At 70.0% G+C, this 26,465-nt stretch carries 24 protein-coding genes; 12 read left to right on the top strand and 12 right to left on the bottom strand.

What is annotated here, in order from left to right:
* Position 1: 1 nt before the first annotated feature.
* Positions 2 to 937 carry a signal recognition particle-docking protein FtsY gene (ftsY, locus tag ABIE19_RS10270; protein WP_354089083.1) on the bottom strand — a complete coding sequence of 312 codons (936 nt, stop codon included), beginning with the start codon at positions 935 to 937 and terminating at the stop codon, positions 2 to 4.
* Positions 938 to 1,105: 168 nt separating this feature from the next.
* Here ftsY and ABIE19_RS10265 point away from each other — a divergent pair, with 168 nt between their 5' ends.
* Together ABIE19_RS10265 and ABIE19_RS10260 are read left to right on the top strand one after the other, a co-directional pair.
* Complete coding sequence (locus tag ABIE19_RS10265; protein ID WP_354089082.1) at positions 1,106 to 3,157, top strand: NAD(+) synthase; 2,052 nt, start codon at positions 1,106 to 1,108, stop codon at positions 3,155 to 3,157.
* A gap of 99 nt (positions 3,158 to 3,256) precedes the next feature.
* Positions 3,257 to 3,481 (top strand): alkylphosphonate utilization protein, encoded by a 225-nt coding sequence (locus ABIE19_RS10260; RefSeq protein ID WP_354089081.1) that lies wholly within the window; start codon positions 3,257 to 3,259, stop codon positions 3,479 to 3,481.
* A 76-nt stretch (positions 3,482 to 3,557) separates the two neighbouring features.
* Here the strand turns inward: ABIE19_RS10260 and ABIE19_RS10255 are convergent, their stop codons facing one another.
* The 3 genes from ABIE19_RS10255 to ABIE19_RS10245 all read right to left on the bottom strand — a co-directional run bounded on the left by ABIE19_RS10255 (position 3,558) and on the right by ABIE19_RS10245 (position 6,146).
* Complete coding sequence (locus ABIE19_RS10255; RefSeq protein ID WP_354089080.1) at positions 3,558 to 4,454, bottom strand: alpha/beta fold hydrolase; 897 nt, start codon at positions 4,452 to 4,454, stop codon at positions 3,558 to 3,560.
* A 67-nt stretch (positions 4,455 to 4,521) separates the two neighbouring features.
* Positions 4,522 to 5,043: a D-glycero-alpha-D-manno-heptose-1,7-bisphosphate 7-phosphatase gene (locus tag ABIE19_RS10250; protein WP_354089079.1), complete on the bottom strand. Its 522-nt coding sequence runs from the start codon at positions 5,041 to 5,043 to the stop codon at positions 4,522 to 4,524.
* Positions 5,040 to 6,146, bottom strand: a complete 1,107-nt coding sequence (locus ABIE19_RS10245) for an AGE family epimerase/isomerase (protein ID WP_354089078.1) — start codon at positions 6,144 to 6,146, stop codon at positions 5,040 to 5,042. Before ABIE19_RS10245 ends, ABIE19_RS10250 begins: the two co-directional genes overlap by 4 nt.
* A gap of 197 nt (positions 6,147 to 6,343) precedes the next feature.
* Here ABIE19_RS10245 and ABIE19_RS10240 point away from each other — a divergent pair, with 197 nt between their 5' ends.
* Positions 6,344 to 7,504 carry a DegT/DnrJ/EryC1/StrS family aminotransferase gene (locus ABIE19_RS10240; protein WP_354089077.1) on the top strand — a complete coding sequence of 387 codons (1,161 nt, stop codon included), beginning with the start codon at positions 6,344 to 6,346 and terminating at the stop codon, positions 7,502 to 7,504.
* 5 nt (positions 7,505 to 7,509) lie between these two features.
* A complete protein-coding gene (locus ABIE19_RS10235) occupies positions 7,510 to 8,442 on the top strand; it encodes a Gfo/Idh/MocA family oxidoreductase (RefSeq protein ID WP_354089076.1) in 933 nt (310 codons plus the stop codon).
* A gap of 24 nt (positions 8,443 to 8,466) precedes the next feature.
* Here the strand turns inward: ABIE19_RS10235 and ABIE19_RS10230 are convergent, their stop codons facing one another.
* From ABIE19_RS10230 to ABIE19_RS10220, 3 genes are all read right to left on the bottom strand, one after another.
* A complete protein-coding gene (locus ABIE19_RS10230; protein WP_354089075.1) occupies positions 8,467 to 10,140 on the bottom strand; it encodes an MHYT domain-containing protein in 1,674 nt (557 codons plus the stop codon).
* Between the two features lie 83 nt (positions 10,141 to 10,223).
* The gene (locus ABIE19_RS10225; RefSeq protein WP_354089074.1) at positions 10,224 to 10,691 is read right to left on the bottom strand and encodes a MaoC family dehydratase; all 468 of its coding nucleotides are present in this window, start codon (positions 10,689 to 10,691) and stop codon (positions 10,224 to 10,226) included.
* A 55-nt stretch (positions 10,692 to 10,746) separates the two neighbouring features.
* Positions 10,747 to 11,721 carry a threonine ammonia-lyase gene (locus tag ABIE19_RS10220; RefSeq protein ID WP_354089073.1) on the bottom strand — a complete coding sequence of 325 codons (975 nt, stop codon included), beginning with the start codon at positions 11,719 to 11,721 and terminating at the stop codon, positions 10,747 to 10,749.
* Between the two features lie 72 nt (positions 11,722 to 11,793).
* On the opposite strand from ABIE19_RS10220, the gene glpK reads away from it, so the two are divergent.
* The 4 genes from glpK (at position 11,794) to ABIE19_RS10200 (ending at position 15,791) form a co-directional block, all read left to right on the top strand.
* Complete coding sequence (glpK, locus tag ABIE19_RS10215; protein ID WP_354089072.1) at positions 11,794 to 13,338, top strand: glycerol kinase GlpK; 1,545 nt, start codon at positions 11,794 to 11,796, stop codon at positions 13,336 to 13,338.
* A complete protein-coding gene (locus tag ABIE19_RS10210; protein ID WP_354089071.1) occupies positions 13,335 to 14,408 on the top strand; it encodes a phosphotransferase in 1,074 nt (357 codons plus the stop codon). The genes glpK and ABIE19_RS10210 overlap by 4 nt, the downstream gene beginning before the upstream one ends.
* A gap of 92 nt (positions 14,409 to 14,500) precedes the next feature.
* Positions 14,501 to 14,974, top strand: a complete 474-nt coding sequence (locus ABIE19_RS10205; RefSeq protein WP_354089070.1) for an Rrf2 family transcriptional regulator — start codon at positions 14,501 to 14,503, stop codon at positions 14,972 to 14,974.
* A 10-nt stretch (positions 14,975 to 14,984) separates the two neighbouring features.
* Positions 14,985 to 15,791, top strand: coding sequence for an SDR family NAD(P)-dependent oxidoreductase (locus tag ABIE19_RS10200; RefSeq protein ID WP_354089068.1), 807 nt, complete (start codon positions 14,985 to 14,987; stop codon positions 15,789 to 15,791).
* On the opposite strand, the gene zapE is transcribed toward ABIE19_RS10200, so the two are convergent.
* A complete protein-coding gene (zapE, locus tag ABIE19_RS10195) occupies positions 15,788 to 16,897 on the bottom strand; it encodes a cell division protein ZapE (RefSeq protein WP_354089066.1) in 1,110 nt (369 codons plus the stop codon). The two genes, ABIE19_RS10200 and zapE, sit on opposite strands and share 4 nt — an antisense overlap.
* Positions 16,898 to 17,056: 159 nt before the next feature.
* Here zapE and ABIE19_RS10190 point away from each other — a divergent pair, with 159 nt between their 5' ends.
* The 3 genes from ABIE19_RS10190 to ABIE19_RS10180 all read left to right on the top strand — a co-directional run bounded on the left by ABIE19_RS10190 (position 17,057) and on the right by ABIE19_RS10180 (position 19,807).
* Positions 17,057 to 18,103 (top strand): aspartate-semialdehyde dehydrogenase, encoded by a 1,047-nt coding sequence (locus ABIE19_RS10190; RefSeq protein WP_354089065.1) that lies wholly within the window; start codon positions 17,057 to 17,059, stop codon positions 18,101 to 18,103.
* 100 nt (positions 18,104 to 18,203) lie between these two features.
* Complete coding sequence (rarD, locus tag ABIE19_RS10185; RefSeq protein WP_354089064.1) at positions 18,204 to 19,208, top strand: EamA family transporter RarD; 1,005 nt, start codon at positions 18,204 to 18,206, stop codon at positions 19,206 to 19,208.
* A 32-nt stretch (positions 19,209 to 19,240) separates the two neighbouring features.
* Positions 19,241 to 19,807 carry a YybH family protein gene (locus ABIE19_RS10180; protein ID WP_354089063.1) on the top strand — a complete coding sequence of 189 codons (567 nt, stop codon included), beginning with the start codon at positions 19,241 to 19,243 and terminating at the stop codon, positions 19,805 to 19,807.
* 212 nt (positions 19,808 to 20,019) lie between these two features.
* On the opposite strand, the gene ABIE19_RS10175 is transcribed toward ABIE19_RS10180, so the two are convergent.
* The 3 genes from ABIE19_RS10175 to ABIE19_RS10165 all read right to left on the bottom strand — a co-directional run bounded on the left by ABIE19_RS10175 (position 20,020) and on the right by ABIE19_RS10165 (position 24,186).
* Complete coding sequence (locus ABIE19_RS10175) at positions 20,020 to 21,165, bottom strand: serine hydrolase domain-containing protein (protein ID WP_354089062.1); 1,146 nt, start codon at positions 21,163 to 21,165, stop codon at positions 20,020 to 20,022.
* A 48-nt stretch (positions 21,166 to 21,213) separates the two neighbouring features.
* Complete coding sequence (locus ABIE19_RS10170; protein WP_354089061.1) at positions 21,214 to 22,863, bottom strand: M28 family metallopeptidase; 1,650 nt, start codon at positions 22,861 to 22,863, stop codon at positions 21,214 to 21,216.
* A 96-nt stretch (positions 22,864 to 22,959) separates the two neighbouring features.
* Positions 22,960 to 24,186 carry a BaiN/RdsA family NAD(P)/FAD-dependent oxidoreductase gene (locus ABIE19_RS10165; RefSeq protein ID WP_354089060.1) on the bottom strand — a complete coding sequence of 409 codons (1,227 nt, stop codon included), beginning with the start codon at positions 24,184 to 24,186 and terminating at the stop codon, positions 22,960 to 22,962.
* A 50-nt stretch (positions 24,187 to 24,236) separates the two neighbouring features.
* Here ABIE19_RS10165 and greA point away from each other — a divergent pair, with 50 nt between their 5' ends.
* Entirely contained in the window at positions 24,237 to 24,713 is a 477-nt protein-coding gene (gene greA, locus ABIE19_RS10160; RefSeq protein ID WP_354089059.1) for a transcription elongation factor GreA, read from the top strand.
* A gap of 12 nt (positions 24,714 to 24,725) precedes the next feature.
* Here the strand turns inward: greA and ABIE19_RS10155 are convergent, their stop codons facing one another.
* Complete coding sequence (locus ABIE19_RS10155) at positions 24,726 to 26,369, bottom strand: leucyl aminopeptidase (RefSeq protein WP_354089058.1); 1,644 nt, start codon at positions 26,367 to 26,369, stop codon at positions 24,726 to 24,728.
* Positions 26,370 to 26,465: the final 96 nt, after the last annotated feature.

Raw genomic sequence — 26,465 nt, 5'->3', positions numbered from 1 at the left:
CTCAGTCCTCAAGTCCGACCAGGGATCGGGAAAACGCGCGGGCGTCGAAGGCTTGCAGGTCCTCGACGCCCTCGCCGACGCCGATCAGCTTGATTGGGGCGTCCGAGGCCTGGGCCACGGGCACCAGGACGCCGCCGCGCGCCGTGCCGTCCAGCTTGGTCATCACCACGCCCGAGACATAGGCCGTGCGGCCGAAGATCTTTTCCTGCTCCAGGGCGTTGCGGCCCACGGTGGCGTCCAGAACCAGCAGGGTCTCGTGCGGGGCCTCCGCATCGACCTTCTTCAGAACGCGCACGATCTTCAGCAGTTCGTCCATCAGGGTCGACTTGTTCTGCAGTCGCCCCGCCGTGTCGATCAGGACGACGTCGAAACCCTCCGCCTTGGCCTTGGTATAGGCGTCGAAGGCCAGGCCCGCGGCGTCGGCGCCGTCGCGGCGGCTTTCGAAATGGGCTCCGGCGCGCTCGGCCCAGACCTTCAGCTGTTCGCGCGCGGCGGCGCGGAAGGTGTCGCCGGCGACGATCATCACCTTCGCGCCCTTGGCCGTCAGGTCGGCGGCGATCTTGCCCAGGGTCGTGGTCTTGCCCGAGCCGTTCACGCCGACGAACAGGACGACATAGGGCTTGGGTCCCGACAGGGGCTCGAACGTCGCCTGGCGCGGCGTCAGCTCGGCGGCCACGGCCTCGGCCAGGGCCTCCTTGATCTCGCGCTCGTCGGACGTCTTGCCGAAACGCAGGGCGCGGAAACGCTCCACGATCCGGGCCGAGGCGGCGGGCCCCAGATCGCTCTCGATCAGATGCTCCTCCAGCCGCTCCAGCGCCTCCTCGGACAGGGGCTCCTTCACGAAGGTGGAGACGACCTGTTCGGTCATCTGCTTCGAGGATCGGGACAGACCCGCGCTCAGTCGCTGGAACCAGCCTTTTTTGGGCGTATCGCTCATGCTGCGAGCCTTAGCCGAGAGCGGTTCGCAGGTCACGAACTTCCACCATGCTGCGGGGAGATCGGCTTACGACGGGGACCCGGCGCCTTGGCTTCGCGTCGCAACCCTATATTGATTGAACAGCCCTAGGGTTCTGGAGCCCGCACGGCGGGATGAGCGGAAAGATTGATGGCGAAGTCGCAGACGCATCCCTTCTACGCCCCGCGCAGCCACGGCTTCGTGCGCGTCGCCGCCGCGACCCCGGTGGTCCATGTCGCCGACCCGGCCGCCAACGCCGAAGAGCATGAGCGGTTGATCCGTCAGGCGGGCGAGGCGGGCGTGGACCTGCTGATCTTCCCCGAACTGTCGCTGAGCGCCTACGCTATCGACGACCTGCACATGCAGGCGGCCCTGCTGGAAGAGGCGCAGCGTCAGATCGCGCGGCTGGCCGAGGTCGCGGACGCGGCGGGCGTCATCGCCGTGATCGGGGCGCCGATCCGCAACGGCGACGCCCTGTTCAACTGCGCCGTGGTGCTGGGCGGGGGCGAGGTGCTGGGCGTCGTGCCCAAGACCTACCTGCCCAATTATCGTGAGTACTACGAGAAGCGCTGGTTCGCGCCCGCCGCCAGCCGGTCCGAGGACAGCCTTGTCCTGAACGGCGAGAGCGTGGATTTCGCGCCGGGCCTGATCTTCGAGGCGACGAACCGGCCGGGCTTCGTCTTCGCCGTCGAGATCTGCGAGGACTTCTGGGCGCCGCAGCCGCCCTCGACGCGGGCAGCGCTCGCGGGGGCGCGCATCCTGTGCAACCTCTCGGCCTCCAACATCGTCATCGGCAAGGCCGATGAGCGCGCCCTGCTGTGCGCCAGCCAGTCTAGCCGCACCCTGTCGGCCTATGTCTTCGCCGCCTCGGGTTGGGGCGAGAGCACCACGGACCTGGCCTGGGACGGTCAGGCGACCATCCATGAGCTGGGCGCCCGTCTGGCCGAGGGCGAGCGCTTCGCCCTGCACAGCCATCTGACCATCGCCGACGTGGACGTGGATCGCATCGGGCTGGATCGCCTGCGCAACGGCACTTTCGCCGACTGCGCCCGTCTGGAAGGCGAAGCCGCCACGGTGGTCCCGTTCGAGGCGGGGGAGGGGGCGGCCGACGCCCTGATCCGTCCCCTGGATCGCTTCCCCTTCGTACCCGACGACGCGGCCCGCCTGGATCAGGATTGCTTCGAGGCCTTCAACATCCAGGTCCAGGGCCTGATGCGGCGGATGACGGCGACCGGGTCGAAGACCCTGGTGATCGGCGTTTCGGGCGGCCTGGATTCGACCCAGGCCCTGCTGGTCGCCTGTCGCGCCTTCGATCGGCTGGAACTGCCGCGCACAGGCATCCTGGCCTTCACCATGCCGGGCTTCGCCACCTCCGAAGGCACGAAGTCCAATGCCTGGGCGCTGATGCAGGCCTTGGGCGTCACGGGGGCCGAGATCGACATTCGCCCCGCCGCCGAACAGATGCTGCGCGACATCGGCCATCCCTTCGCCGACGGCGAGCCGGTCCACGACGTGACCTTCGAGAACGTGCAGGCGGGCCTGCGCACCGACTATCTGTTCCGCCTGGCCAATCAGAACCACGGCTTCGTCCTGGGCACCGGCGACCTGTCGGAACTGGCCCTGGGCTGGTGCACCTACGGCGTCGGCGACCACATGAGCCACTACAACGTCAACGGCGGGGTGGCGAAGACCTTGATCCAGCACCTGATCCGCTGGGTGGCCGAGCGCGGCCTGGTGGGCGAGGCGGCTACGCCGATCTTGGCCGCCATCCTGGCCACCGAAATCTCGCCCGAGCTGGTGCCGGCCGGCGCCGACGGGGCGATCCAGTCGACGCAGTCCATCGTCGGCCCCTACGCCCTGAACGACTTCTTCCTGTTCTACATCAGCCGCTTCGGCCTGAAGCCGTCCAAGGTCGCCTATCTGGCGCATCAGGCCTGGCGCGACGCCGCGCGCGGGGACTGGCCTCGGGGCCTGCCGCAGGCCGAGCGCGTCGCCTACGACCTGCCGACCATCAAGGCCTGGCTGCGGAAGTTCCTGATCCGCTTCTTCCAGACCAGCCAGTTCAAGCGCTCGGCCGTGCCGAACGGACCGAAGGTGGTGACGGGCGGCTCCCTGTCCCCGCGCGGCGACTGGCGCGCGCCGTCGGACTCCTCAGCCCGCGTCTGGCTCGACGAACTCGACAACAATGTTCCCGACGCCTGACGGCGTCGATTTGAGGCCTATCGCGCTTTCGCGCTACTTGAGGCCGATTCAATCCTTGTGGGTTCGCCGTGAGGCGCGCCTGCCTTCTGTGAGACGACCATGACCGACGACGTGACCAAGGACTCCAACGGCAATCTCCTGTCGGACGGCGACAGCGTGACCTTGATCAAGGACCTCAAGGTCAAGGGCTCGGGCGGGGTGACGCTGAAGCGCGGAACCCTGGTCAAGAACATCCGCCTGACCGGCGATCCCGACGAGATCGAGGCCAATGTCGAGAAGGTGCGCGGCCTCGTCCTGCGCACGGAGTTCGTCAAGAAGGCATAATTCAGGGGCCTACCGCGCTTCGCGCTACTTGAGGCCCGTTGTAGCGCGGGCCTGCCGCGCTTGCGCCGCTCGGGTCTCAGGCCACGCCCGCCAGGAAGGTCAGGATGCCGGCGCGGGCTTCGGGCTCGTCCAGCATGGGGGCGTGGCCGATGCCTGGAACCTCGACATAGGCCATGTCCGGCGCTGTCTCGCGCATCCTTCCGGCGATCTCGGGGCTGAGCAGGTCCGAGATTCCGCCGCGCACCAGTAGGGTCGGGCGTCCATCGGCCAACGCCTTGAAGGCCGGCCACAGGTCGGGGACCAGGGCGCCGGCCCCCGCCGCCTTGATCGGGACCGAGATGTCAGGGTCGTAGTTCAGCACCGGCCGGCCGTCGGCGCCCTCGCGGAAGATGCGGCGGGCGAAGGCGTCCCAGTCGCCGCCGTCAAATTCGGGAAAGGCGACGGCGTTGATGTCGCGGGCGTAGGCGGCGGCGTCCGCCCAGTTTGTGATCTCCACCTTTCGCCCGGTATAGGCCGCGATGCGGGCCAGGCCCTCGGGGGCGACTTCCGGGCCTACGTCATTGATGACGGCGGCGGCGACGGCCTGGGGCTGGAGCGCGGTCAGGGCCATGGTGATGAGCCCTCCCATGGAGGTGCCGAGGAAGACCGCCTTCTCGATCCCGGCCTGTTGCATCAGGGCGATCATATCGCTCGCATAGACATCGGGCCGGTATGTCATGGGATCGGGCGCGCGATCCGACAGGCCGCGCCCGCGCACGTCCACCGCCAGGACGCGACGGCCGCTTTGCGCCATCAGGCCCGCGATGACGCCGAAGTCGGCGCTGTTGCGCGTCAGGCCGTGGATGGCGATGACCGGCAGCCTGGCCTCGCCCGCCGCCGGGGCGTAGTCGCGAGCGAACAGGCTCAGACCGTCGGGCGAGGTCCAGCGACGTTCGACGTAACGATCGGCGAAGGGCGAGGTTGGGGCGGGCATGGCGTCTTCTCCGGCGGTTTCCTATGGCCTGGGCGGCAAGATTAATTCACCAGATGAAGAATTGCGATCAGCCTGTCAGCAGGCCCGCGACGAATTGATCCAGGTCGTCGCCCTCGGTGAAGCGATGGCCGACCACGCCCGCGCGCCGGGCCGCCTCCATGTCCGATCCCTTGTCGCCGATCATCAGGGAGAGGGACGAGTCCAGGCCATGTTCGGCGATGGCCCGCAGCAGCATGCCGGGGTTGGGCTTGCGGTCGGGATGGTCCGGGTGGCGATAGCGCGCCTCGACCGCCTCCTCGTGGAAGGGGCAGGCGTAGACGGCGTCGATCCGGCCGCCTTCCTCCGCCAGGCGTTCGATCAACATATGGTTGAAACCGTGCATGGTCTCTTCGCTGAACATGCCGCGCGCCACGCCGGACTGGTTGGTGACGATGACCGTGACGTATCCCGCCTCGTTCAGACGCCTTACGGCCTGGGCCGCGCCGGGCATCAGACGCAGATGCTCGGGCGCATGCGGATAGCCGCTGTCGAAGATCAGGACGCCGTCGCGATCCAGGAAGGCGGCCGGACGTTTGGCGGCGCGGCTCATGCGGGCTCCGTCAGAAGGGCGGAAAAGGCGGTCGTCAGGTGATAGAGGCTGGACGCCGGGACATCGGCGTCTTCCGCTTTTCCGTCGGCGGTGAAGTTGTCGATCCACAGGCCGGGCGTCGCGGTCGCCAGATGGGTCGCGAACAGGGTCTCGGTCAGGGCCAGGGCGCGGTCGGTTCGGCCGCGCGTCAGAAGGGTGCGGATCGCCTCGGTCTGGCCCCACAGGCGACAACCGCCGTCGCGGACCACGCCGATGCGGTCGATCTCGCGGACCATCATGCCCCGGGCGTCGACGCCGTTGGTCAGGGCCGAGGCGAGAAGGGCCTGGGCCTGTCGTTCATGACCGTCGAAGCCGAGACGACGGGCCTGATCCAGAAGCCAGATCCACTCCATGTGATGGCCGGGCTCGACGACCTGCCCGGCGCCGCCGGGGGCGACGGTCCAGTCGGCGGTGAAGAACTCGCCCAGCATCAGGTGTTCGCGGTCGAAGAAACGCCGGTCGAACAGGTCCAGCACGGACCGCGCCGCCGCCTCGAAGGCCGGATCGGGCGCGACGGCCTGCCAGGCCAGCAGGGCCTCCAGCATGTGCATGTGCGGGTTCTGGCGACGCGGCAGGACAGGCGGCAGGGCCTCCTGCCAGCCGCCGTGGACCGGATCGGCCATCCGGCCTTCGACCGCGGCCAGGGTCGAAAGCGCCAGCGGCCGGGCGCGCTCGTCCTTCAGCACGCGATGGGCGGCGGCCAGGGCGAAGAGGACGAAGGCCAGGTCGTAGAGGTCGGGCGTCGCGTCGATCACGGCGCCCGCGTCGTCGACGGCGCGGACCCACAGGCCGTCGTCCCGGCGATAATCGCGGATCAGGACGTCGAGCGCCCGATGGGCCACTGCCTCGCCTTCCGCCCATCCGAGCGCGGCGGCTTCGGCGAAGACATAGACCTGGCGCGCCTGGACCCGCGTACGGCGCGGACGGCCCGTGATCGGGCGGGCGTCGAAGTCCAGCTTCTCATGGAAGCGGCCCCCGGCGTCGATCCCGGCCCGCGCCCACAGCGGCAGGGCCTGGCCGAACAGCCAGTCGCGGACCCGGGTCTGCATCGTCGAAAGCGTCATGGTCCACCGGGCTTAGGCAGGCTTGCGGGCTTTGCCAAGCACGGCTTTCGTTGCAACCGGCAACGCGAAGTGACCCTCGCGGGTTTGTCGGGAGGCCCCGGGCTTTGGTAGGAGGCGCTCAAGATAGTTTACCCGCCTTCGCGTCCGCGCGCCGAACCGAGTTCCGCCTGCGTGGCCCCCCACCGAGAGAGCGACCCATGACCATTCCCTTCATCGACCTTCAGGCCCAGCGCCTTCGCCTCGGCGGCAAGATCGAGGCCGCGGTCCAGGAGGCCGTCGTCGGCGGCGCCTGGGTCATGGGCCCGCAGGTGCGCCAGTTCGAGGCCGACCTGGCCGCCTTTGGTCAGGCGAAGCACGCCCTGGGCTGCGCCAACGGCACCGACGCCCTGGCCCTGCCGCTGATGGCCTGGGGCATCGGTCGCGGCGACGCCGTCTTCGTCCCCAGCTTCACCTTCGCCGCCACGGCCGAGGTGGTGCCCTGGTTTGACGCCGAGCCGGTCTTCATCGACGTGGATGAGAAGACCTACAACATGGACCCCGCCCATCTGGAGGCCGCCGTCGAGGCGACGCTGAAGGAGGGCCGCCTGAAGCCCCGCGTGGTCATCGCCGTCGACCTGTTCGGCCAGCCCGCCGACTATCCGGCCATCAAGGCGATCTGCGACAAGTACGGCCTGAAGCTGATCTCGGACTCGGCCCAGGGCTTCGGCTGCACGATCAACGGCGAGCACCCGCTGAAGTGGGCCGACATCACCACCACCAGCTTCTTCCCGGCCAAGCCCCTGGGCTGCTACGGCGACGGCGGCGCGGTCCTGACCAATGACGACGAACTGGCCCAGCTGATGGATTCCATCCGCGTCCACGGCAAGGCGGTGGCGGTCGATCTGAAGGACAAGACCTTCGACCACGACCCCAAATACCTGAACATGCGCGTCGGTCTGAACAGCCGTCTGGACACCATCCAGGCCGCCGTCCTGATCGAGAAGCTGAAGGTCTTCGCCCAGGAGATCGAGTGGCGCAACCGCATCGCCGCCCGCTACAACGAGGGCCTGCGCCCCCACGTCGCCGCCGTGCCGGACGTGCCGGCGGGCAATATCTCGAACTGGGCGCAGTACACCATCGAGCACGAGGACCGGGACGGCCTGGCCGCGCACCTGAAGGAACAGGGCGTGCCGACGGCGGTCTACTATCCCATCCCCCTGCACCTGCAGCCGGCCTACGCCCATTACCCGCGCGGCCCGCAGGGCCTGCCGACGACCGAGCGCCTGATGGAGCGGGTCGTCAGCCTGCCGATGCACTCGGACCTGGACGAAGCGACCCAGGACCGCATCATCGCCGCCGTCGCCAGCTTCAAGGCCTGATCATCATGACCCAGCAGACCCCCCTCAAGATCGGCGTCGCCGGCGCCGGCGTCATGGGCCGCAACCACGCCCGCGTCCTGGCCGAACTGCGCGACGTCGAACTGACGACCGTCTTCGATCCCGACGCCGTGACGGCCGAGGGCGTGGCCGCCGCCTATGGGGCCGACGCCGTGACCACGGCCCAGGCCTTCGTCGCCGCCGGTCTGGACGCCGCCGTCATCGCCACGCCGAACCGTTTCCACGCCGAGCTGGGCGTGGCCCTGCTGAACGCGGGCGTGCACGTCCTGGTCGAAAAGCCGATCGCGGCGACCGTGGCCGACGCCCAGGCCATGATCGACGCGGCCAAGACGAACGACCGCGTCCTGATGGTCGGCCATGTCGAGCGCTTCAATCCGGCGGTGGACACGGTCAAGCGCGCCATCGACGGCGACGAGATCATCTCCATCCAGATCACCCGCGTCGGCCCCTTCCCGCCGCGCATGGGCGAGGTCGGGGTGGTCATCGACCTGGCCGTGCACGACATCGACATCATCCGTCACCTGACGGGATCCGAAGTGGTGGAGGTCCAGTCGCTGCTGGGTCACACCCACGCCTCGCGCGAGGACTCGGCCCTGCTGCAGTTCCGCATGGCCAATGACGTGATCGCCCACATCACCACCAACTGGGTCACGCCCTACAAGACCCGCACCCTGCAGGTCGCCACCAAGAACCGCTTCATCGTCGCCGACCTGATCACCCGCCAGGTGACCGAGTATTTCGGCCAGCAGCCGGACGGTTCTTACTCCACGCGGATGCTCAACTCCTGGCCGGCCGAACCGCTGAAGAAGGAGCACGAGGCCTTCGTCCACGCCATCCGCACCGGCGAGACGGCGGCGGTCTCGGGCGAGGACGGCCTGCGCAACCTCGAGGTGGCCCTGCGCTGCCTGGCCCAGGACTAGGCCCGATCCCGGAGCGACTTCGCTTCAGGTTCCGGATTTCGTCCCTGCCTCCCCGGCGCGGAAGGTCAACCGGCAGCGCAGGCGGCCGTCGGCGTAGTCCATCTCCGCCGTCCCCTTCAGGGCGCCGCGCACGCTGGTGTTGATCAGTCGCGTGCCGAAGCCGGTCCGCGTCGGGGGCGGCACGGCGCGGACGCCGACCTCGCGCCATTCCATGGCGGTGACGCCCTCGGCGTCGGCCTCGCCCCAGACGACCTCGATCCGCCCGTCGGGGTCGCTCAGGGCGCCGTACTTGGCGGCGTTGGTGGTCAGTTCGTGCAGGATCAGGGCCATGGCCAGGGCCTGTTCGGCCTCCAGGGCGGCGGGGGGACCCGTCATGCTCACCCGCTCCTCGGCGTAGGGTCGCAGCTCCTGCAGCACTAGGTCGCGCAGATCGGCCGTTTCCCAGCCGTTGGCCGTCAACAGGTTGTGCGTCTCCGACAGGGCCATCAGCCGGGCCTCGAACAGGCGCATGAAGCTCTCGGCGTCGCCCGTCCGGCGCGCCGTCAGGGCGGCGATGGACTGGATCGTCGCCAGGGTGTTCTTCACCCGGTGGTTCAGTTCGTTGATCAGCAGCCTCTGCCGATGCTCGCTCTCGCTCAGGGCGGCGAAGGCCAGGTGGCGCTCGGTGACGTCGATGATCACCCCCGCCAGCTTGACCCACCGGCCCGAGCGCGACCGGATGACCCGGCCGCGCATGTGCAACCAGCGGTCCCGGCCCCGCATCCGGTGCTCGACCTCATAGTCGCCGTCTTCAGCCAGGATGCGCTCGACCTCGGCGCGGGTCAGGGGCGGGGCTTCCGGCGACAGCCGCTGCGTCAGCGCCTCCAGGCCGAAGGGGGCCTCGGCGGGCACGTCCAGCAGGCTGCGCGCCCGGTCCGAGATCCACAGCGACCTGTCCGGCAGGCTCAACTCCCAATAGCCGACGCCGCCGGCGTCGATGACCGACAGCAGCTTGTCGCGCTGGTCGATCATGGAGGCGGCCAGGGCCAGGATCAGGATGATCATGGTCACGGCGGCCACGGCGACCGCCAGCATGACGGGGGAGGCCGCGGCCGCATGCGGCGGCCCGGCTTCGTACATCGGCGTCACCTCCATGGCGAGCATGGCCGTATAGTGCATGCCCACCACCGCCATCCCCAGGATGACCGCCGCCGCGAACCGCCAGACGGGCGACCGCTCGCGCCGGGCGGCGTAGAGGGCGGCGCCCGAGGCCGTCAGGGCGATCCCGGCCGACGCCAGGACCATTCCGCCCGAATAGGACATGAAGACGGCGGTCTTCATCGCCGCCATCCCGACATAGTGCATGCCGCAGATGCTCAGTCCCATGACCGTCCCCGCGCCCAGGGTCAGGGACAGGCCGGGGCCTCGCGCGGCGATGGTGAAGGCCAGGCTGGTGCCGATCACCGCCAGCAGGAAGGAGGCGATCGTCAGCGTCGGATCGTAGCTGACGGCCGCGCCGGGATCGAACCCCAGCATGGCGATGAAATGCATGGCCCAGACGCCGCCGCCCATGGCCAGGGCCGCCGTGGCCAACCATCGCAGCCGTTCCGTTCCCTGGCGCTCGCGCACCATTCGGAACAGGTCCAGCGCCGTCCAGGCGGCGAAGATCGCCACCACGACGGACAGGCCGCCGAAAACCGAAAAGACGTGCGGATGCATCAAGCCTCTGGTTTCCCCCGAAACGCGAGCTTCGCCGAGAAGAAGACTAGTTCAAGAAACGCCGTTTGTCAGTCGGCGGAAGTCTATGATGCAATTCCGGCGCCGATCATCTGCATGCCCAGCCATTCGGCGATCAGGGCGGGCTTGTCCGAGCCTTCGATCTCCACCGTCAGCTCGTGCTTCAGCAGCCAGCGGCCCTCTGCCTTCTCCTCCGCCGACAGGAGCCTGAACCGGCCGCGGACGCGCGACCCGGCCGGGACCGGCGCCAGGAAGCGCAGCTTGTCGAACCCGTAGTTGACGCCCATGACCACCCCGTCCAGCGGCGCCACGGCGTCATAGCTCATGGCCGAGGCCAGACTCAGGGTCAGGAAGCCGTGCGCGATGGTCCCGCCGAAGGGCGTGGCCCTGGCCCGCTCCGGATCGACATGGATGAACTGCTCGTCCTCGGTGATCCGGGCGAAGGCGTCGATCCGCGCCTGGTCCACCTCGATCCAGCGGCTGACGCCGACCTCTGTCCCGACCAGGGATTGCAGTTCGCTGGGCTCCGTCATCTTTCCCTCCCGTTTGGCCCAGCCTTGCGCGGGCGCGGAAGGGGCGCAAGGGGGCTCAGGCGTCGAAACGCCCTTCGATGACGGCGCTGAACAGGCCCGGGTCGACATTGCCGCCCGACAGGACGATCCCGGTGGTCAGCCCCTTGCCCGCGACCTTGCCTGTCAGTAGGGCGGCCAGGGACACGGCGCCGCCCGGCTCGACGACCAGCTTCAATCGGCTGAAGGCGAACCGCATGGCCTCGGCGACCTCGGCGTCGGTGACGGTCGCCGCGCCGGCCAGGCGACGGTTGATCGGCCAGGTCAACTCCCCCGGAATGGGGGCCATGAGGGCGTCGCAGATGGAGGGCTTCCCCTGCGGATGGGCGGTGCGCTCTCCCGCCTCCAGCGAGCGGCGCGTGTCGTCGAAGGCCTCGGGCTCGACCACGACGACGCGGGTCTCGGGGCTCTGTTCGGCCATGACCAGGTTGATCCCGGCGATCAGACCGCCGCCCGAGGCGCCGCACAGCAGTTGGTCCATCGGAACCCCCGCCTGCTCCAGCATCTCCAGCCCGACCGTGCCCTGGCCCTCGATGATGAAGGGATCGTCGAACGGCGGGACCAGGATCGAACCGCGCTCGGCCGCGATCTCGGCCCCGATGGCCTCGCGGCTCTCGGTCCAGCGGTCGTAGAAGCGCACCTCTCCGCCGAAGGCCCGCACCCCCTCGACCTTCACGGTCGGACTGTCCGACGGCATGACGATCACGGCGCGGGTTCCGACATGCCGGGCCGCCGCCGCCACGCCCTGGGCGTGGTTGCCCGAGGAATAGGCCACGACGCCGCGCGTCTTCTCTTCGTCGGTCAGGCGGCTGACGCGGTTATAGGCCCCGCGGTACTTGAAGGCGCCCGCGACCTGGAAGGTCTCGGCCTTCATCAGGACCCGTCCGCCCACGGCCTCGTTCAGGGCCGGATGCTCGATCAACGGCGTGCGGACGGCGGCGGGGGCGATCTGGCGGGCGGCGTCGACGACGCCGGAGAAGGAGGGCGTATGCATGCTTCCCTCTTACGCCAATTTTCTCTTACGGAGAGGCGCAGGCTCTGCATAACTCACATCATGCAAGCAAATATGATCCTCGCCATCGACCAGGGCACGACCTCGACGCGAGCGATCGCGTTTGAAGTTTCTCAGCCTCAAGCAGGGCGAAGCCCGATAGGCGATCAAAAAACAGGCGGTGCGTTCAGCCCCGTCGCCGTAAGCCAGATCGAGCTGGCGCAACACTTTCCTCAGTCGGGTTGGGTCGAGCATGATGCGGCCGAGATCTGGCGCGCGACCCTGCAGACCTGCCGCGAGGTGGTGAGGAAGGCGGGCGGCGTCGGCCGTTTCGCCGCCGTGGGCATCACCAACCAGCGCGAGACCTCGGTGATCTGGGACGCGGCGACGGGCGAGCCCCTGCACCGCGCCGTCGTCTGGCAGGACCGCCGCACGGCCGAGGCGACCGGGCGGCTGGCGGCGGCCGGACATGAGGCCATGGTCCAGGCCGCGACGGGCCTGATCCTCGACCCCTATTTCTCGGCCTCGAAATACGCCTGGCTGCTGGATGCGGTCCCGGGCGCGCGCGAACGGGCGGCGCGGGGCGAGGTCCTGCTGGGCACCATCGACGCCTGGCTGATCTGGAAGCTGACCGGCGGACAGGGCCACGTCACCGACGCCACCAACGCCGCCCGCACCAGCCTGATGGACCTGGCGACCCTGCAATGGCGGCCGGACCTGTGCGACCTGTTCGACGTGCCGATCCAGGCCCTGCCGGAAATCAGGAACTGCGACGCCCTGCTGGGGACGACCGACCCGGCCCTGTTCGGCCGGGCCCTGCCGATCCACGGCGCGGCGGGGGATCAGCAGGCGGCCCTGGTCGGGCACGGGGCGCTGAACCCCGGCGACGCCAAGATCACCTACGGCACCGGCGCCTTCCTGGTGGCCAATGTCGGCGACCGGCCCGTCGCCTCGACCAGCCGGCTTCTGGGGACCATGGCCTATGCGGCGGGCGGAACCGTCGACTACGCCCTGGAAGGCTCCATCTTCTCGGCCGGGTCGGCGATCCAGTGGCTGCGCGACGGGCTGAAGGTCCTGTCGGATTCGCGCCAGTCCGAGGCCCTGGCCCAGACGCTGAAGGACAACGGCGGGGTCTATCTGGTGCCCGGCTTCACCGGCCTGGGCGCGCCCTGGTGGGAGCCGGAAGCGCGGGGAACCGTCGTCGGCCTGACCCGCGACAGCGGCCCGGCCCACATGGTCCGCGCGGCGCTGGAAAGCCTGGCCTATCAGACGCGCGATCTGCTGGACGCCCTCAAGAAGGACGGGGCGCCGCCCCTGAAACGGCTCAAGGTCGACGGCGGCGTCACCGCCAACGCCTTCGCCATGCAGTTCGTCGCCGACATCTGCGAGGTCGAGGTCGAGCGCCCCGCCTTCCAGGAGATGACGGCCATGGGCGCGGCGCGGCTGGCGGCCTACGGCGTCGGCCTGACGTCCGAACTCTGGACCCCGCCGGCCGAGGCGCCCGCCGTCTGGCGCCCGCGCATGGGCGAGGCGGAGCGGGCGCGCCTGCTCAAGGGCTGGCGCGGAGCGGTGAAGGCCGCCATCATCGCCGCTGCGCCGGATGCGGGAGGGGATGCATGAGCGAGGTTCTGGACGCCCAGTCGGCCTTTTCCGGCACGCGCGAGGTCGACGAACGCCACCGCCTGGACGAGGCGGCCCTGGAGGCCTGGCTGTCGACCCATGTCGAGGGCTACGCCGGACCCCTGACCCTCCGCCAGTTCAAGGGGGGGCAGTCGAACCCGACCTATGAACTGACCACGCCCGACCGCGTCTATGTCCTGCGCCGCAAGCCGCCGGGCGCCCTGCTGGCCAGCGCCCACGCCGTGGATCGGGAGTTCGCCGTCATCTCCACCCTGCACGCCCAGGGCTTTCCCGTCGCCCGTCCCTACGCCCTGTGCATGGACGAAGGCGTCGTCGGCTCCATCTTCTACGTCATGGAAAAGGTCGAGGGCCGGGTCTTCTGGGATCTGAAGCTGCCGGGCCTGGCGCCGGCCGAGCGTCGCGCCGTCTATGAAGCCCAGACGGATACGCTGGCGGCGCTTCACGCCTTCGACCCCGCCGCCGTCGGCCTGGCCGACTACGGCAGGCCCGGCAACTATTTCGCCCGTCAGGTCGGCCGCTGGAGCAAGCAGTACCGCGCCTCGGAGATCGATCCGATCCCGGCCATGGACCGGCTGATCGCCTTCCTGCCGGACAGTCTGCCGCCGGAGGGGCCGACCCGCATCGTCCATGGCGACTTCCGCCTGGACAATCTGATCCTCGATCCGGTCCAGGCGCGGGTGCGGGCGGTCCTCGACTGGGAGCTGTCGACCCTCGGCGACCCCATGGCCGACTTCTCCTATCTGCTGATCGCCTGGGCCATTCCGGCCTCCCTGCGCAACGGCCTAGCCGGAGCGGACCTGGAGGCTCTGGGGATCCCCTCGGTCGAGGAGACGGTCGCGCGCTATGCGGAAAAGACGGGGACGGCCGCGCCCCGGAACCTCGACTGGCTCTTCGCCTACAACCTGTTCCGCCTGGCCGCCATCTGCCAGGGGATCGCCGGCAGGGTCCGCGACGGCACGGCCGCCAGCGCCCACGCCCGGACCATGGCGGCCCAGGTCGGCCCCCTGTCCGAGGCGGCCTGGGGCTTCGCGAAAAAGGCCGGGGCGTGAAGCTTGGCGATAACTAAAACAGCTTTTGTTGCGAATCGGATTTGTGAAACGGGGCTGGAAGCCCTACCTTCCGGTCTGGAGCAAGATGCCTGATGTCTGACAGTCAAAGATTCCCCGTCGCCGCCCACGCCCTGGCCTACCTGGCCCACAAGGGCGCCTATACGGCCGCCGACGCCGCGCCCAGCGCGGTTCTGGCCGCCTCGGTGCCGACTAATCCGGTGGTCATCCGCCGGGTCACGGCCCTGCTGGCCAAGGCCGGCCTGATCGCCACCCGCCCCGGCGCGTCCGGCGGGTCCTGGCTGCTGCGTCAGCCCGAGGACATCCGCCTGGACGAGGTGCTGAAGGCGGTGAACGGCTGCGCCCACCTGGGCTCCACCCCCGCCGGCGCCAAGGGCTGCCCGGTGGGCGAGCATATCCCCCGCCAGGTGGCCAAGGCCCTGACCGCCGCCGACCAGGCCGCGGGCGAAGCCCTGGGCAAGATCACCATCGCCGACCTGCTCGAGGCCGATCCGGCCTCCCTGCGCGCCTACGCGCCCCATCCCGCCTGTCCCGGCGTCGCGGCCTGATCCGCGTCGCATGGGGGAGGAGCGACGGACCATACTGATCACCGGGGCCTCGGCCGGCATAGGCGCAGCTCTGGCGCGCGAGTGCGCCGCGCGAGGATACGACCTGATCCTGACCGCGCGCCGCGAAGGCCCGCTTCAGGCCCTGGCCGATGAACTTCAGGCCCGATACGGGGCGGCCGCCGCCGTCCTTCTCGCCGACCTGGCGGATCCCGAGGCGCCGGTGCGCCTGGTCGCCGACATCGCCGCGCGCGGCCTGACCGTCGATGGCCTGATCAACAACGCGGGCTTCAGCCGCACCACCGGCTTCCTCAGCACCGATCCGGCCGCGCATTCCGCCATGATCCGCGTCATGCTGACGGCCCCGGTCGAGCTGTCCCGCCTTCTTCTGCCCGGCATGGTCGAGCGCGGCTGGGGTCGGGTGCTGAACGTGGCCTCCCTGGCCGGCCAGATGCCCGCCACGGGCGGCGACACCCTCTATGGTCCGATCAAGAGCTTCCTGATCAAGGCGTCGCAGGGTCTGTGGCTGGAGATGCGCGGGACCGGCGTCCATGTGACCGCCCTCTGCCCCGGCTACACCTATACCGAGTTCCACGACGTCAACGGCTCGCGCGAACAGGTCTCGGCCGCCTATCCCAGGTGGATGTGGATGGACGCCGACCGCGTCGCGCGCATCGGCTGGGACGCGGTGGAGGCGAACCGTCCGCGCGTCACGCCGGGCGTCATGAACAACGTCCTGGCCGCGCTGGGCGGCCTCCTGCCGGACGCCCTGGCTTTGAAGATGGTCGGCGGCCACGCCAAACGGCTGGACCGGCTTTAGAGCGCCTCTTCCCTGGATTGCTCCAGCCAGTCGGCGCTGCGCATCTCGTTGAAGCGCGACACCGTCCGCTCGAACTCGAAGGCGCCCACCCCCTCGACATAGAGGGCCTCCGGCTCGGCCGCGGCCAGGACGACCAGACGGGTCTTCGCCTCGTAGAGGGCGTCCACCAGGGTCACCAGGCGACGCGCCTCATGGTGATTGGCGGGGCTGAGCAGGGGGACGTCCGACAGGAAGAGGGTGTGGAAGCGCCGGGCGACGGCCAGATAGTCCTGCGGTCCCAGCGGCGTCCCGCACAGGTCGTCGAAGCCGGCGCGGGCCATGCCGCCCACGGTCCGCTCGATCCGCACCTCGCGGCCCAGGACGGTCAGGGCGACCGGCTCTTCCGGTTCACCGCCTTTCAGATCGGCCCACAGGGTCTCGAAACCCTGGCGCGCCTCGGCGTCCAGGGGCGCGAACCAGACCTTGGCCCCCGCCATGCGGTCCAGGCGGAAGTCGCGCGCCCCCGCCGTCTCCACCACCTCGCAACGCTCGCGCAGGATGTCGATGAAGGGCAGGAAGAGCTGGCGGTTGATGCCGTTCTTGTAGAGGTCCTCCGGCGCCCGGTTCGAGGTGACGGCCAGCACCACCCGCTTCTCGAACAGGGCCTCGAACAACCGGCCCAGGATCATGGCGTCGGCGATGTCCGTGACCTGTAACTCGTCGAAGCACAGCAGCCGCGCCTCCGAGGCGATCAGGGCCGCGATCGGCGGGATGGGGTCGTCGCCCTTGTGCGTGCCGAACACGGCCTTGCGGCGTCGGGCGTCGCCGTCGCGCCACTGCTTCACCAGGTCATGGATGCGGGCCATGAAGGCGTGGAAATGGGCGCGGACCTTCCTCTGCTCCGGCGTCGAGGAATAGAAGAGGTCCATCAGCATGGACTTGCCGCGCCCCGGCGGCCCCCAGATGTAGATCCCCTTCACCTCCGGCGGGCGCCCGAACAGACCCTTCTTCGCCAGGTCGGCCTCAAGCCGTTCCAGCGAGACCAGAAGGTTCGCCTGGGCCGGATCCGGGGCGATCACGCCCTCTTCCACGCGGATGTCGTAGGCGTTGCGAATGCGAGAAGTCATGGGCAGCGGCATAGCCCCATGGGGCGGATCAGGGAAGGCGGAGCGGATTCATGCCTTCCGACGCAGGAATTCGGTGAAAAGCGGTTGCTTCGCGCCTGCGAAAGACCCAAATGCAGAAGCGCTTTTCTCCCCAGCGCCCCAACCAAGGATAATCTGATCATGGGCTATCGCGTCGCCGTCGTTGGCGCCACCGGCAATGTCGGTCGTGAAATGATGAACATCATCGAGGAACTGAACTTCCCCGTCGACAAGATGCACGCGATCGCCTCACGAAAATCCAAGGGCGTGGAAGTGGCCTTCGGCGACAAGACGCTGAAGTGCGAAGACCTTGAGCAGTTCGACTTCTCGACCGTCGACCTGGTGCTGATGAGCGCCGGCGGCTCGGTGTCCAAGGAATGGTCGGAAAAGATCGGCAAGGCCGGTCCCATCGTCATCGACAACTCCTCGGCCTTCCGCATGGACCCGGACGTGCCCCTGATCGTGCCGGAGGTGAACCCCGACGCGGTCAAGCTGGCGCGCAAGAAGAACATCGTCGCCAACCCCAACTGCTCGACCGCCCAGCTGGTGGTGGCGCTGAAGCCCCTGCATGACGCGGCCAAGGCCAAGCGGGTGGTGGTCTCGACCTATCAGTCCGTGTCCGGCGCCGGCAAGGAAGGCATGGACGAGCTGTGGAACCAGACCAAGGCCATCTACGGCCTGGGCGACGCCACGCCGAAGAAGTTCCCCAAGCAGATCGCCTTCAACGTCATCCCCTACATCGGGTCGTTCAACGACGACGGCTACACCGACGAAGAAGCCAAGATGTGGAACGAGACCCACAAGATGATCGATCCGTCGATCAAGCTGACCGTGACCTGCGTCCGCGTCCCGGTCTTCGTGGGCCACTCGGAAGCCGTGACGGTCGAGTTCGATCGCCCGATCGAGCCGGACGAGGCCCGCGAGATCCTGCGCGAGGCCCCGGGCGTCCTGGTGATCGATAAGCTGGAGCACGACGGCTACATCACCCCCGTCGACGCCGCCGGCGAGCACGCCGTCTACGTCAGCCGCATCCGCAAGGACCACACGGTCGAGAACGGCCTCAGCTTCTGGGTCGTCTCGGACAACCTGCGCAAGGGCGCGGCCCTGAACGCCGTCCAGATCGCCCAGCTTCTGGACGAAACCGGCGTCATCACCCCGTCCAGCGGCTATCGCAGCCTGACGGTCTAAGTAAGGGGCCCTGACGCCCCGCGCGGGGCTGCTTGAGGGCCTTCGTGTTTCTCTTGAAACCTCCGTCGCGTTTCGCGCGGCGGGGGCTGAAAGGCTCCCAGTGACCGCGTCCCCCTCCCCGGCGGCCCCGTCCTCAGAAGCCCGCGCCGCCCTGGCGGCGGGGGTGATCTGCTACCTGATCTGGGGCTTCGTTCCCCTGGTCTTCCAGCAGATGGCCCATCAGGGGGCGGACGCCTGGGAGATCATGGGCCACCGTGCGGTCTGGGGCCTGGTCTGGGCCGCCCTGCTGGTCCTGCTGTCGCGCCAGTGGACCCAGGTCATGGCCGTCCTGCGCCAGCCCAAGGCCCTGGCCTGGCTGACCCTGTCGGCGGTGCTGATCGCCGGCAACTGGACCACCTATATCGTGGCGGTGAACAACGGGCGGACCCTGGACGCCTCGCTCGGCTATTATCTCAATCCCCTGCTGAACATGGCGGCGGGCGCCTGGCTGTTCCGCGAAAGGATCGACTGGGCGGGCAAGATCGCCATGGTTCTGGCCGCCGTCGGCGTGCTGCTGCAGACCCTGGCCCTGGGGCACGCGCCCTGGGTCTCCATCATCCTGGCCATGACCTTCGCGGCCTATGGGATCATCCGCAAGCGGGTGTCGGTCGACGCCCAGACGGGCCTCTTCCTGGAATGCCTGCTGCTGGCCCTGCCGGGCCTGATCTGGCTGATCCATATCCAGGGCACGGGGGCGGGCCACTTCACCGACTCGCCCGCCGCGACCTTCTGGCTGCTGTTCGCCGGCCCGGCCACGGTCATCCCGCTCGCCCTCTTCGCCTGGGCCGCGCGGCGCATGCCCCTGTCCAGCATGGGCTTCCTGCAGTTCCTGGCGCCGACCATCGTCTTCATCATCGGCGCGCTCCAGGGCGAAGCCCTGGGGCCGCTGCGTATCGCCTCCTTCGTCTTCATCTGGGTCGCCGTGGCCGTCTTCGCCGTCGGGGCGGTGATGAAGGTGCGTCGCGCCTCCGCCACGGCCGAGACCGTGGTCGCGCCGGAGCCTGGCCTGCTCGACGATCCGGTCGAGGACCGCATGGCCGCCCTGGACGAAAACGCGCCGCGTTGAGGTCGGGACCGTTTCCGGCCTAGAAGGAAGCAATGATCCTTACGCGCCTCCCCGCCGCCCTCGTCCTGTCCCTGGCCCTCATGGGGGGAACCTCCGCCTGCGCCCAGAGCGCGGCGATCTCCACGGGCGGCGATGAAGTCATCCGCACCGTGCGCACGGTGCCCGCGCCCGCGCTCCCGGCCGAGGGCGCCGTCCCCCCTCTTGTCGTTCCGACCACGGCCGAGACCTTCGACGCCGTCAGCACGGCGCTGGACGACGCGGCCGAAGCCTGGAGCTCCGGCGACGTCGAGGCCGTGATGGCGGCCTATGTGGCGGACGAACCCCTGCTGGTCTTCCTGGGCGACACCCCGCTGAAGGGGCCGGACGCCGTGCGCGCGGCCCTGCAGCAACGCGCCGCCGAGCCGGGCGGCCTGGGCGTCATGACCTATGAGTGGTTCGAGACCCTGCAGTTCGACGTCAACACCGCCGTCGTCTCCGGCCGGGTCGTGGTCCGTCGCGAGGGCAAGACCCAGCGCGGCCTCTTCACCCGCGTCCTGCGCCGCACCGAAAACGGCTGGCGCATCGTCCATGATCAACTCGGCTGGGGCACCGCCGCGTAAGGCGTCGGCGCGAAGCCTTGCATAACCGCAGGGGGCCAATCCCAATGATTCATTGGGATTGGCGTGGGTCTCGACATGAAATTCCAGCCTGGGTCGGGCGCGGCGTCATAATAGGCGCCTGATCTTTCTCATCGTCCGCCCGACCTCCTCCCTCTCCCGCAGATTGCACTCATTGCACTGTTTTTTCATTGCACGGTGCAACGGCCCGCCGCCTAGAGAGCGGCGTAGAGGGCCTCGATCAGCCGCAGGGCGCGCGGATCGCCGATCAGGTGCGGCGACTGGCGCGTCATCACATAGGCCGCCGAAACCCCGGTCGCCGGATCGGCGAAGGTCATCGACCCGCCCCAGCCGTAATGGCCGACCGCCTCGGGATTGGGACCGAAGACGTTCAGGCCCTGGTTGCGGGTGAAGCCCGCCGCCCAGCTCATGACATAGGGCAGGACCCTGTCCTGGCCGTTGATGCGCTCCCGCGTCGCCTGGGCCAGGGTCGCCTCCGACAGGACGGGCGTCTGGTCCAGGGCGCCGCCCGTGGCGACGATCGACATCATCCGCGCCAGGTCCTTCGCCGTGCCGTGCAGATTGGCCGAGGGGATCTCCGCCATCCGCCATTCGGTCGAACCCCGCCCGCCGGGGGCTGAGCCGCGATCCAGGAAGGCGGCCTTCTTGATCGCGTCTATGGGGCCCAGGTCCGGCGCGGCGGCGGGCTTCCTCAGCTGGGCCACGCGCTCGTGCTCGCTCTCCGGCAGGCCGATCCACAGGTCCAGGTCGAAGGCCTGGGCGAAGTCCTCGCGCAGGGCCGTACCCATGGTCCGTCCGTCGACGATGCGGAACAGCTCGCCCGCCAGATAGCCGATGGTGATCGGGTGATAGCCGGACGCCGTCCCCGGCTCCCACAGGGGCGTCTGGGCCGCCAGCCTGTCCAGCACCGCCTGGCGGTCGAACCAAATGGCCGGCTCCACCCCGTCGGAAAAGCCCGGCAGGCCGGACTGGTGGCTCATCAGCTGGCCGACGGTCAGCCGGTCCTTGCCCGCCGCGCCGAAGGCCGGCCAGTGGTCGGCCACCCGGTCCTCATAGGACAGCAGGCCCCTTTCCACGCAGCGCGCGATCATCAGGGCCATCACCGCCTTGCCGGTCGAGAAGACGGGAACCAGGGTCCGGTCCGTGAAGGGCGTCCGTCCCGCCGTGTCCGCTGATCCAGCCCACAGGTCCGCGACCACCTCGCCGTCGATGACGACGCTGAACCGCGCCGCCAGCTCGTTCAGCCCCTCGGGCGCGTCGACGAAGTTGGCGGCGAAGGCGTCCTTCACCGCGTTGAAGCGGGGCGGGCAGAAGCCGTGGATTTCGGGCAGGTCGGTCATGATCGGGGTCTAGCGCGTCGGGCGGTTCAGGTCACGGGCCGCGACCGATCACCTGCGCGCGGCGGCCGTGGCGTTCCGTGCCGCCTCGAACTCGTCGCCCGGCTTCCATGCGGGCCAGTCGCGCGAATTGGCCAGGGCGGCGCCGACCTCGTACAGCAGTTGAACATCGGCCGCCGCCGCGTCCATCTTCCACTCCGGCGTCCATTCATCCGTGGGCTGATGATAGCGATTGGCCACATAGTCGCGGCTGGCGGCGTTGTGGCCGGTGAAGCCCGCGGCGGCGAACAGGGCGGGCACGCCCTTCCTCGCCAGCGGGAAGTGGTCGGAGCGATAGAAGGCGCCCGCCTGGGGCGCCGGGTCGGGGATCAGCCGCCGCCCCTCGCGCGCCGCCAGGACCGCTAGCCGGTCGTCCAGATCGTTCTTGCCCGCCCCGATGACCACGATGTTCGGATCGATCTCCGTCCCCGGCAGCAGGCTGTCCATATTGATGTTGGCCACCGTCGTCTCCAGCGGCCAGACGGGGTTGGCGGCGTAGTATTCGGCCCCCAGCAGGCCCGTCTCCTCCGCCGCCCAGCTGACGAAGACGGTCGAGCGCTCGGGGCGCGGCCCCTCGGCGAACAGGCGGGCCAGCTCCAGCACCGCCGCCACCCCGGTCGCATTGTCCACGGCCCCGTTGTAGATGTCGTCGCCGTTCTTGGGCGTGGCCCGGCCATAGGCGTCCCAGTGGGCGCCGAACATCACCGTCTCGTCGGGATGGGTGGTTCCGGGCAGGCGGCCGATGACGTTGCGGGTCTGCACCCGGTCCGCCTTCTGGCCGAAGTCGATGGACAGGGTCACGCCGTCCAGCGCCACGGGACGGAAGTCCGGCGTGCGGGCCTGGGCCTTCAGCGCCTCGAAATCCAGACCGGCCTCCTGGAACAGTCTTTCGGCCACGGCCCCCTGGATCCAGCCCTGGGCGGCCACGCGCTCCCTGTCCGGGTCGGCGCGGACGATGTCCAGCTTGGGCGCGGTCGAGGAATTCTGCAGCGTCGACCAGGGATAGCCCGCCCCCGGCGTGTCATGGATGACCAGGACGCCCGCCGCCCCGTGGGCCGCCGCGACCTGGAACTTGTAGGTCCAGCGCCCGTAGAAGGTCATGGCCTGGCCGTCGAACCTGCCCGCGACCGGATGGCCCTCGGGCGCGCCGAAGTCCGGGTCGTTGACCAGGACCAGCATGATCTTCCCGGTCAGGTCGACCCCCTTGTAGTCGTCCCAGCCCCGCTCGGGCGCATCCACGCCGTAGCCGACGAAGACCAGGGGGGCGTCGGTCAGGCTGATGCGCTCCACCGGCCGGTCGGACGAGACGATGACGTCTGTGGGCCGCTCCAGCTTCGTGGTCCCGCTCGGGGTCGTGACATTGATGGTCGCCGGTCCGTCCTGGCGGGTGCGGCTGACCTGGGCGACCTGGACCCAGGCTCCGTCGGGACCGCCGGGCTCCAGGCCCAGGGCCCGGAACTGTTCGGTCAGCCATTCGATGGTGCGGTCCTCGCCGGGCGACACCGGCCCGCGTCCCTCGAACGCGTCCGAGGCCAGGACCCGCGTCGCCTCGCTCAGCCGGGCCGGGTCCACCCTGCCCGGCGCGGTCTGGGCCAGGGCCGAGGCGGAGCTCATCAGGACGGCGGTCAGACCCAGAAGGGCGGCGGAGCGGAAGATCGGCATGGGCGGGAACTCTTGCGACGACGGGTACTGCTCTCACGCTGCCCCCTGAAACCTCTCCTGTCGACCCCGGCCGCCATCGATCGGCCTTGGCGTGGGTCAGCGACGGCGCAGCCAGTCCAGCAGGCCGTCCGCCGCCACAACCCCCGACGCGAAGGAGGCCTGCAGCAGATAGCCCCCTGTCGGGGCCTCCCAGTCCAGCATCTCGCCCGCCAGGAAGACGCCCGGCCGCGCCTTCAGCATCAGGCGCTCGTCCACCGCCTCCAGCCGGACCCCGCCGGCCGAGGATATGGCCCGCTCCAGCCCCCGGGGCGCGGACAGCGCCAGCTCGACCCCCTTGATGCGGCGCGCCAGGGCGTCCGGGGCGTCGGGCAGGGGACCGGCCTCGCGCAGCAGGGCGACCGAGGCGGCGTCCAGGCGCGCCGCCTTCCGCAGCCAGTTGGACAGGCTGTCCTTGCCGCGCGGCCGCGACAGACGCTGGGCCAGGGCCTCGGTTTCCAGATCGGGTCTCAGGTCCAGCGACAGAGGCGCCGACCCGTCGCGTCCGATCGCTTCGCGCAGCCCGGCCGACAGGGCGTAGACCCCGCCTCCCTCGATCCCATAGACGGCGATCATGGCCTCGCCCCGCACCCTGCGCCCGGCGTGGCTCAGGGCGATCCCCTTCAGCGGGGTTCCGGCGAACCGCTCGCGGAACAGGGGCGACCAGGCGACCTCGAAGCCGACGTTGGCGGGACGGAAGGGGGCCATGTCCGCGCCCGCCGCCTCCAGCGCCGGAACCCAGGCGGCGTCCGACCCCAGCCTGGCCCAACTGGCGCCGCCCAGGGCCAGGACCACGGCGTCGGGCCGTTCCAGCCGCTCGCCCTCGGGCGTGTCGAAGACCAGGGCGCCGTCCCGCCACCCCTTCCAGCAGGACCGGGTGCGGACCTCGACGCCCAGCCCCTCCAGCCGCGCCAGCCAGGCCCGCAGCAGGGGCGAGGCCTTCATGGCCTTGGGAAAGACCCGGCCTGAGGAGCCGACGAAGGTCTCCTGCCCCAGGCCCTCGACCCGGGCGACCAGATCGGCGGGCGAGAAGGCCTCCAGCCAGGCCGCGACGCGGTCCCGCGCCGGGGCGTCGTAGCGGTTCAGGAAGGGTTCCCGCGCTTCCGAATGGGTCAGGTTCAGCCCGCCCCGCCCGGCCATCAGGAACTTCCGCGCCGCCGACGGCATCCGCTCGTGGACCACGACCTTCATCCCGGCTTCGGCCAGGCGTTCGGCCGCCGTCAGCCCGGCGGGGCCCGCCCCGATCACGGCGACGGTCGGAGATGCGGAGGAGGGGGCGTCGATCATCATCGCCTTCCTAGACCGGAACGTCCGCGAACGGCATACGCTCTGTCCTCATGAGCGTCGCCTTCACCCGAGAAGAAGATCTGGAAGCCACGGCCGCCGACCTAGTGGACCGCCCGATCTCGCCCCATCCCAACCATGTCACGCCCGAGGGCCTGGCCCTGATCGAGGCCGAGCTGGCCTCGGCCCGGGCGGCTTACGCCAAGGCCCAGATGCAAGGCTCGATCGAGGCGGACCGCACCGCCATGGCCCGCGCCACGCGCGACCTGCGCTACTGGTCGGCGCGACGGGCCTCGGCCCAGCTTCTGGAGACGACGCCCGACGGCCGGGTGCGCTTCGGCGGCTCCGTGACCATCGAACGCGAGGACGGCCGCACCCAGACCTGGCGCATCCTGGGCGAGGACGAGGCCGACCCCGCCAAGGGCAGCGTCAGCCACGTCTCGCCCCTGGCCCGCGCCCTGATGGGCAAGCGGGTCGGCGACGAGGCGACGGTCGCGGGCCAGGCGGTCGAGATCGTCGCCGTCGACTGAAGGCGCGGCGGCTCAGTAGCCGCCGGTCCCCTTTTCCTTCGCCACGGGCTGGAAGTCGCGCACGAAGCGTTCCAGCAGGCGCACGCTGAAGCCCGCCGATCCCGCCGGCTTGACGTCGCTGGCGCCGCCATAGGCCATGTTGGCGATGTCCAGGTGGGCCCAGGGCGTCTCCGGCCGGGCGAAGTAGCCGATGAAGTGGGCGCCGGTCCCCGCGCCCGCGCCGCCCTCGCCGGAGTTCTTGATGTCGGCGATGGTCGAGCCGGTCGCCCCGACATAGGAGGGATGCAGCGGCAGGCGCCACAGGCGCTCGCCCGTCGCGTCGCCCGCGACCCTCAGCTGGTCGGCCAGGGCGTCGTGGCGGCTGAACAGGCCCGCATAGTCGTTGCCCAGGGCGCCGCCGACCGAACCGGTCAGGGTGGCCACGTCCACGATGGCGGCGGGGTCCAGCCGGGTGTCGGCCCAGACCACGGCGTCGGCCAGGACCAGCCGCCCCTCGGCGTCGGTCGAGATGATCTCGATGGTGCGGCCGTTCATGGTGGTCAGGACGTCGCCGGGCCGGATGGCGTTCCCGTCGGGCATGTTCTCGGCCAAGGCCGCCACGGCGGTCACGTCCACCGGCGCGCCCGCCTTGGCCAGGGCCAGGACGGCGCCGACGACGCTGGCCGCGCCGGACATGTCCATCTTCATATTGCCCATGTTGGCGCCCGGCTTGATGGATATCCCGCCGGAATCGAAGGTGATGCCCTTGCCCAGCAGGGCGACGGGGCCGCCGGCCGGCGCGCCCTGTCCCTTGTAGCGCACGACCAGCAGGCGGGGCGGACGCGGCGAGCCCTGGCCGACGCCCAGCAGCGAGCCCATGCCCAGGCGCTGCATGGCGGGCACGTCCAGCACCTCGATCTCGACGCCGGGAACTCCGGCGAAGGCGGCGCGGGCGCGCTCCACGAAGCTCTCGGGATAGACGACGTTGGCGGGCTCGTTGGAGATGTCGCGGGTCCAGGCCATGGCCTCGACCAGGGCCGCGCCGCGGCGCCAGGCGGCCTGGGCGGCCGGAGCGTCGTCGGCGACCACGGCGATCCCGCCGGGTGCGGGGACGTCGCGGCCGGTGGTGCGGTGCAGGTCGGAGCGGTACTGGCCCAGGCCCAGACCGGTCGTCAGTTCGGCGACCCTGTCGGCGGACAGGCCTCCGGTCAGGACGGTCATGGCGCCCGGCTGCGCGATCAGGGCGCGTCCCGCCACGGTCCCGGCCGCCTGGACGTCGGCGGCCTTGGCGTCGCTCGGCAGGCCGACGACCAGGACGCGGTCCCAGCCGCCCACGCCGTGCAGGCTCAGGGTCTGGCGGGCCTTGTAGTCGAAGCGCGCGGCGCCCAGGGCGGCGGCCACGGCCTCGCGCACGGCGGGGGTCAGGGCGGCGCCGCGCGTCGCCAGATCGGCCTCGGCCCCCAGCGGCAGGACCAGGGCGCCCGAGGCCTGACCCGGCGCGGCGACGAAGGCGACAGCGCGCTGCGCGGCCGGAACCGCGCGCGGCGTCAGGTCGGCGGCCGCCTGATGCGACGGAGTCTGACGCGACTGGGCCTGCGCCGGCAGGACGACGGTCAGGCTGACGGCCGCCAGGGCGGCGGCTGCGGCGAAGGTCGGAACGGTCTTGGTGCGGCGCATCGGTCGGAGCCCCCTCATGGCGATGAAGGGGCGTTTATGGCCGGGGTCGTCGAAGCGGCGCAAACCGTTCCCGTCAGGGAAGGGCGCGCCGCGACG

It is taken from the genome of Brevundimonas faecalis, assembly GCF_040549405.1.
In the GTDB taxonomy this organism is placed as follows: domain Bacteria; phylum Pseudomonadota; class Alphaproteobacteria; order Caulobacterales; family Caulobacteraceae; genus Brevundimonas; species Brevundimonas faecalis.
The sequence above is the reverse complement of the archived record's forward strand: the minus strand, read 5'-3'. Positions and strand labels throughout refer to the sequence as shown.

What these genes read in the sequence shown, in the direction of transcription:
- ftsY (WP_354089083.1), bottom strand. Translation starts at nt 937, where the DNA reads ATGAGCGATACGCCCAAAAAAGGCTGGTTCCAGCGACTGAGCGCGGGT.
- ABIE19_RS10265 (WP_354089082.1), top strand. Translation starts at nt 1,106, where the DNA reads ATGGCGAAGTCGCAGACGCATCCCTTCTACGCCCCGCGCAGCCACGGC.
- ABIE19_RS10260 (WP_354089081.1), top strand. Translation starts at nt 3,257, where the DNA reads ATGACCGACGACGTGACCAAGGACTCCAACGGCAATCTCCTGTCGGAC.
- ABIE19_RS10255 (WP_354089080.1), bottom strand. Translation starts at nt 4,454, where the DNA reads ATGCCCGCCCCAACCTCGCCCTTCGCCGATCGTTACGTCGAACGTCGC.
- ABIE19_RS10250 (WP_354089079.1), bottom strand. Translation starts at nt 5,043, where the DNA reads ATGAGCCGCGCCGCCAAACGTCCGGCCGCCTTCCTGGATCGCGACGGC.
- ABIE19_RS10245 (WP_354089078.1), bottom strand. Translation starts at nt 6,146, where the DNA reads ATGACGCTTTCGACGATGCAGACCCGGGTCCGCGACTGGCTGTTCGGC.
- ABIE19_RS10240 (WP_354089077.1), top strand. Translation starts at nt 6,344, where the DNA reads ATGACCATTCCCTTCATCGACCTTCAGGCCCAGCGCCTTCGCCTCGGC.
- ABIE19_RS10235 (WP_354089076.1), top strand. Translation starts at nt 7,510, where the DNA reads ATGACCCAGCAGACCCCCCTCAAGATCGGCGTCGCCGGCGCCGGCGTC.
- ABIE19_RS10230 (WP_354089075.1), bottom strand. Translation starts at nt 10,140, where the DNA reads ATGCATCCGCACGTCTTTTCGGTTTTCGGCGGCCTGTCCGTCGTGGTG.
- ABIE19_RS10225 (WP_354089074.1), bottom strand. Translation starts at nt 10,691, where the DNA reads ATGACGGAGCCCAGCGAACTGCAATCCCTGGTCGGGACAGAGGTCGGC.
- ABIE19_RS10220 (WP_354089073.1), bottom strand. Translation starts at nt 11,721, where the DNA reads ATGCATACGCCCTCCTTCTCCGGCGTCGTCGACGCCGCCCGCCAGATC.
- glpK (WP_354089072.1), top strand. Translation starts at nt 11,794, where the DNA reads ATGATCCTCGCCATCGACCAGGGCACGACCTCGACGCGAGCGATCGCG.
- ABIE19_RS10210 (WP_354089071.1), top strand. Translation starts at nt 13,335, where the DNA reads ATGAGCGAGGTTCTGGACGCCCAGTCGGCCTTTTCCGGCACGCGCGAG.
- ABIE19_RS10205 (WP_354089070.1), top strand. Translation starts at nt 14,501, where the DNA reads ATGTCTGACAGTCAAAGATTCCCCGTCGCCGCCCACGCCCTGGCCTAC.
- ABIE19_RS10200 (WP_354089068.1), top strand. Translation starts at nt 14,985, where the DNA reads ATGGGGGAGGAGCGACGGACCATACTGATCACCGGGGCCTCGGCCGGC.
- zapE (WP_354089066.1), bottom strand. Translation starts at nt 16,897, where the DNA reads ATGACTTCTCGCATTCGCAACGCCTACGACATCCGCGTGGAAGAGGGC.
- ABIE19_RS10190 (WP_354089065.1), top strand. Translation starts at nt 17,057, where the DNA reads ATGGGCTATCGCGTCGCCGTCGTTGGCGCCACCGGCAATGTCGGTCGT.
- ABIE19_RS10180 (WP_354089063.1), top strand. Translation starts at nt 19,241, where the DNA reads ATGATCCTTACGCGCCTCCCCGCCGCCCTCGTCCTGTCCCTGGCCCTC.
- ABIE19_RS10175 (WP_354089062.1), bottom strand. Translation starts at nt 21,165, where the DNA reads ATGACCGACCTGCCCGAAATCCACGGCTTCTGCCCGCCCCGCTTCAAC.
- ABIE19_RS10170 (WP_354089061.1), bottom strand. Translation starts at nt 22,863, where the DNA reads ATGCCGATCTTCCGCTCCGCCGCCCTTCTGGGTCTGACCGCCGTCCTG.
- ABIE19_RS10165 (WP_354089060.1), bottom strand. Translation starts at nt 24,186, where the DNA reads ATGATCGACGCCCCCTCCTCCGCATCTCCGACCGTCGCCGTGATCGGG.
- greA (WP_354089059.1), top strand. Translation starts at nt 24,237, where the DNA reads ATGAGCGTCGCCTTCACCCGAGAAGAAGATCTGGAAGCCACGGCCGCC.
- ABIE19_RS10155 (WP_354089058.1), bottom strand. Translation starts at nt 26,369, where the DNA reads ATGCGCCGCACCAAGACCGTTCCGACCTTCGCCGCAGCCGCCGCCCTG.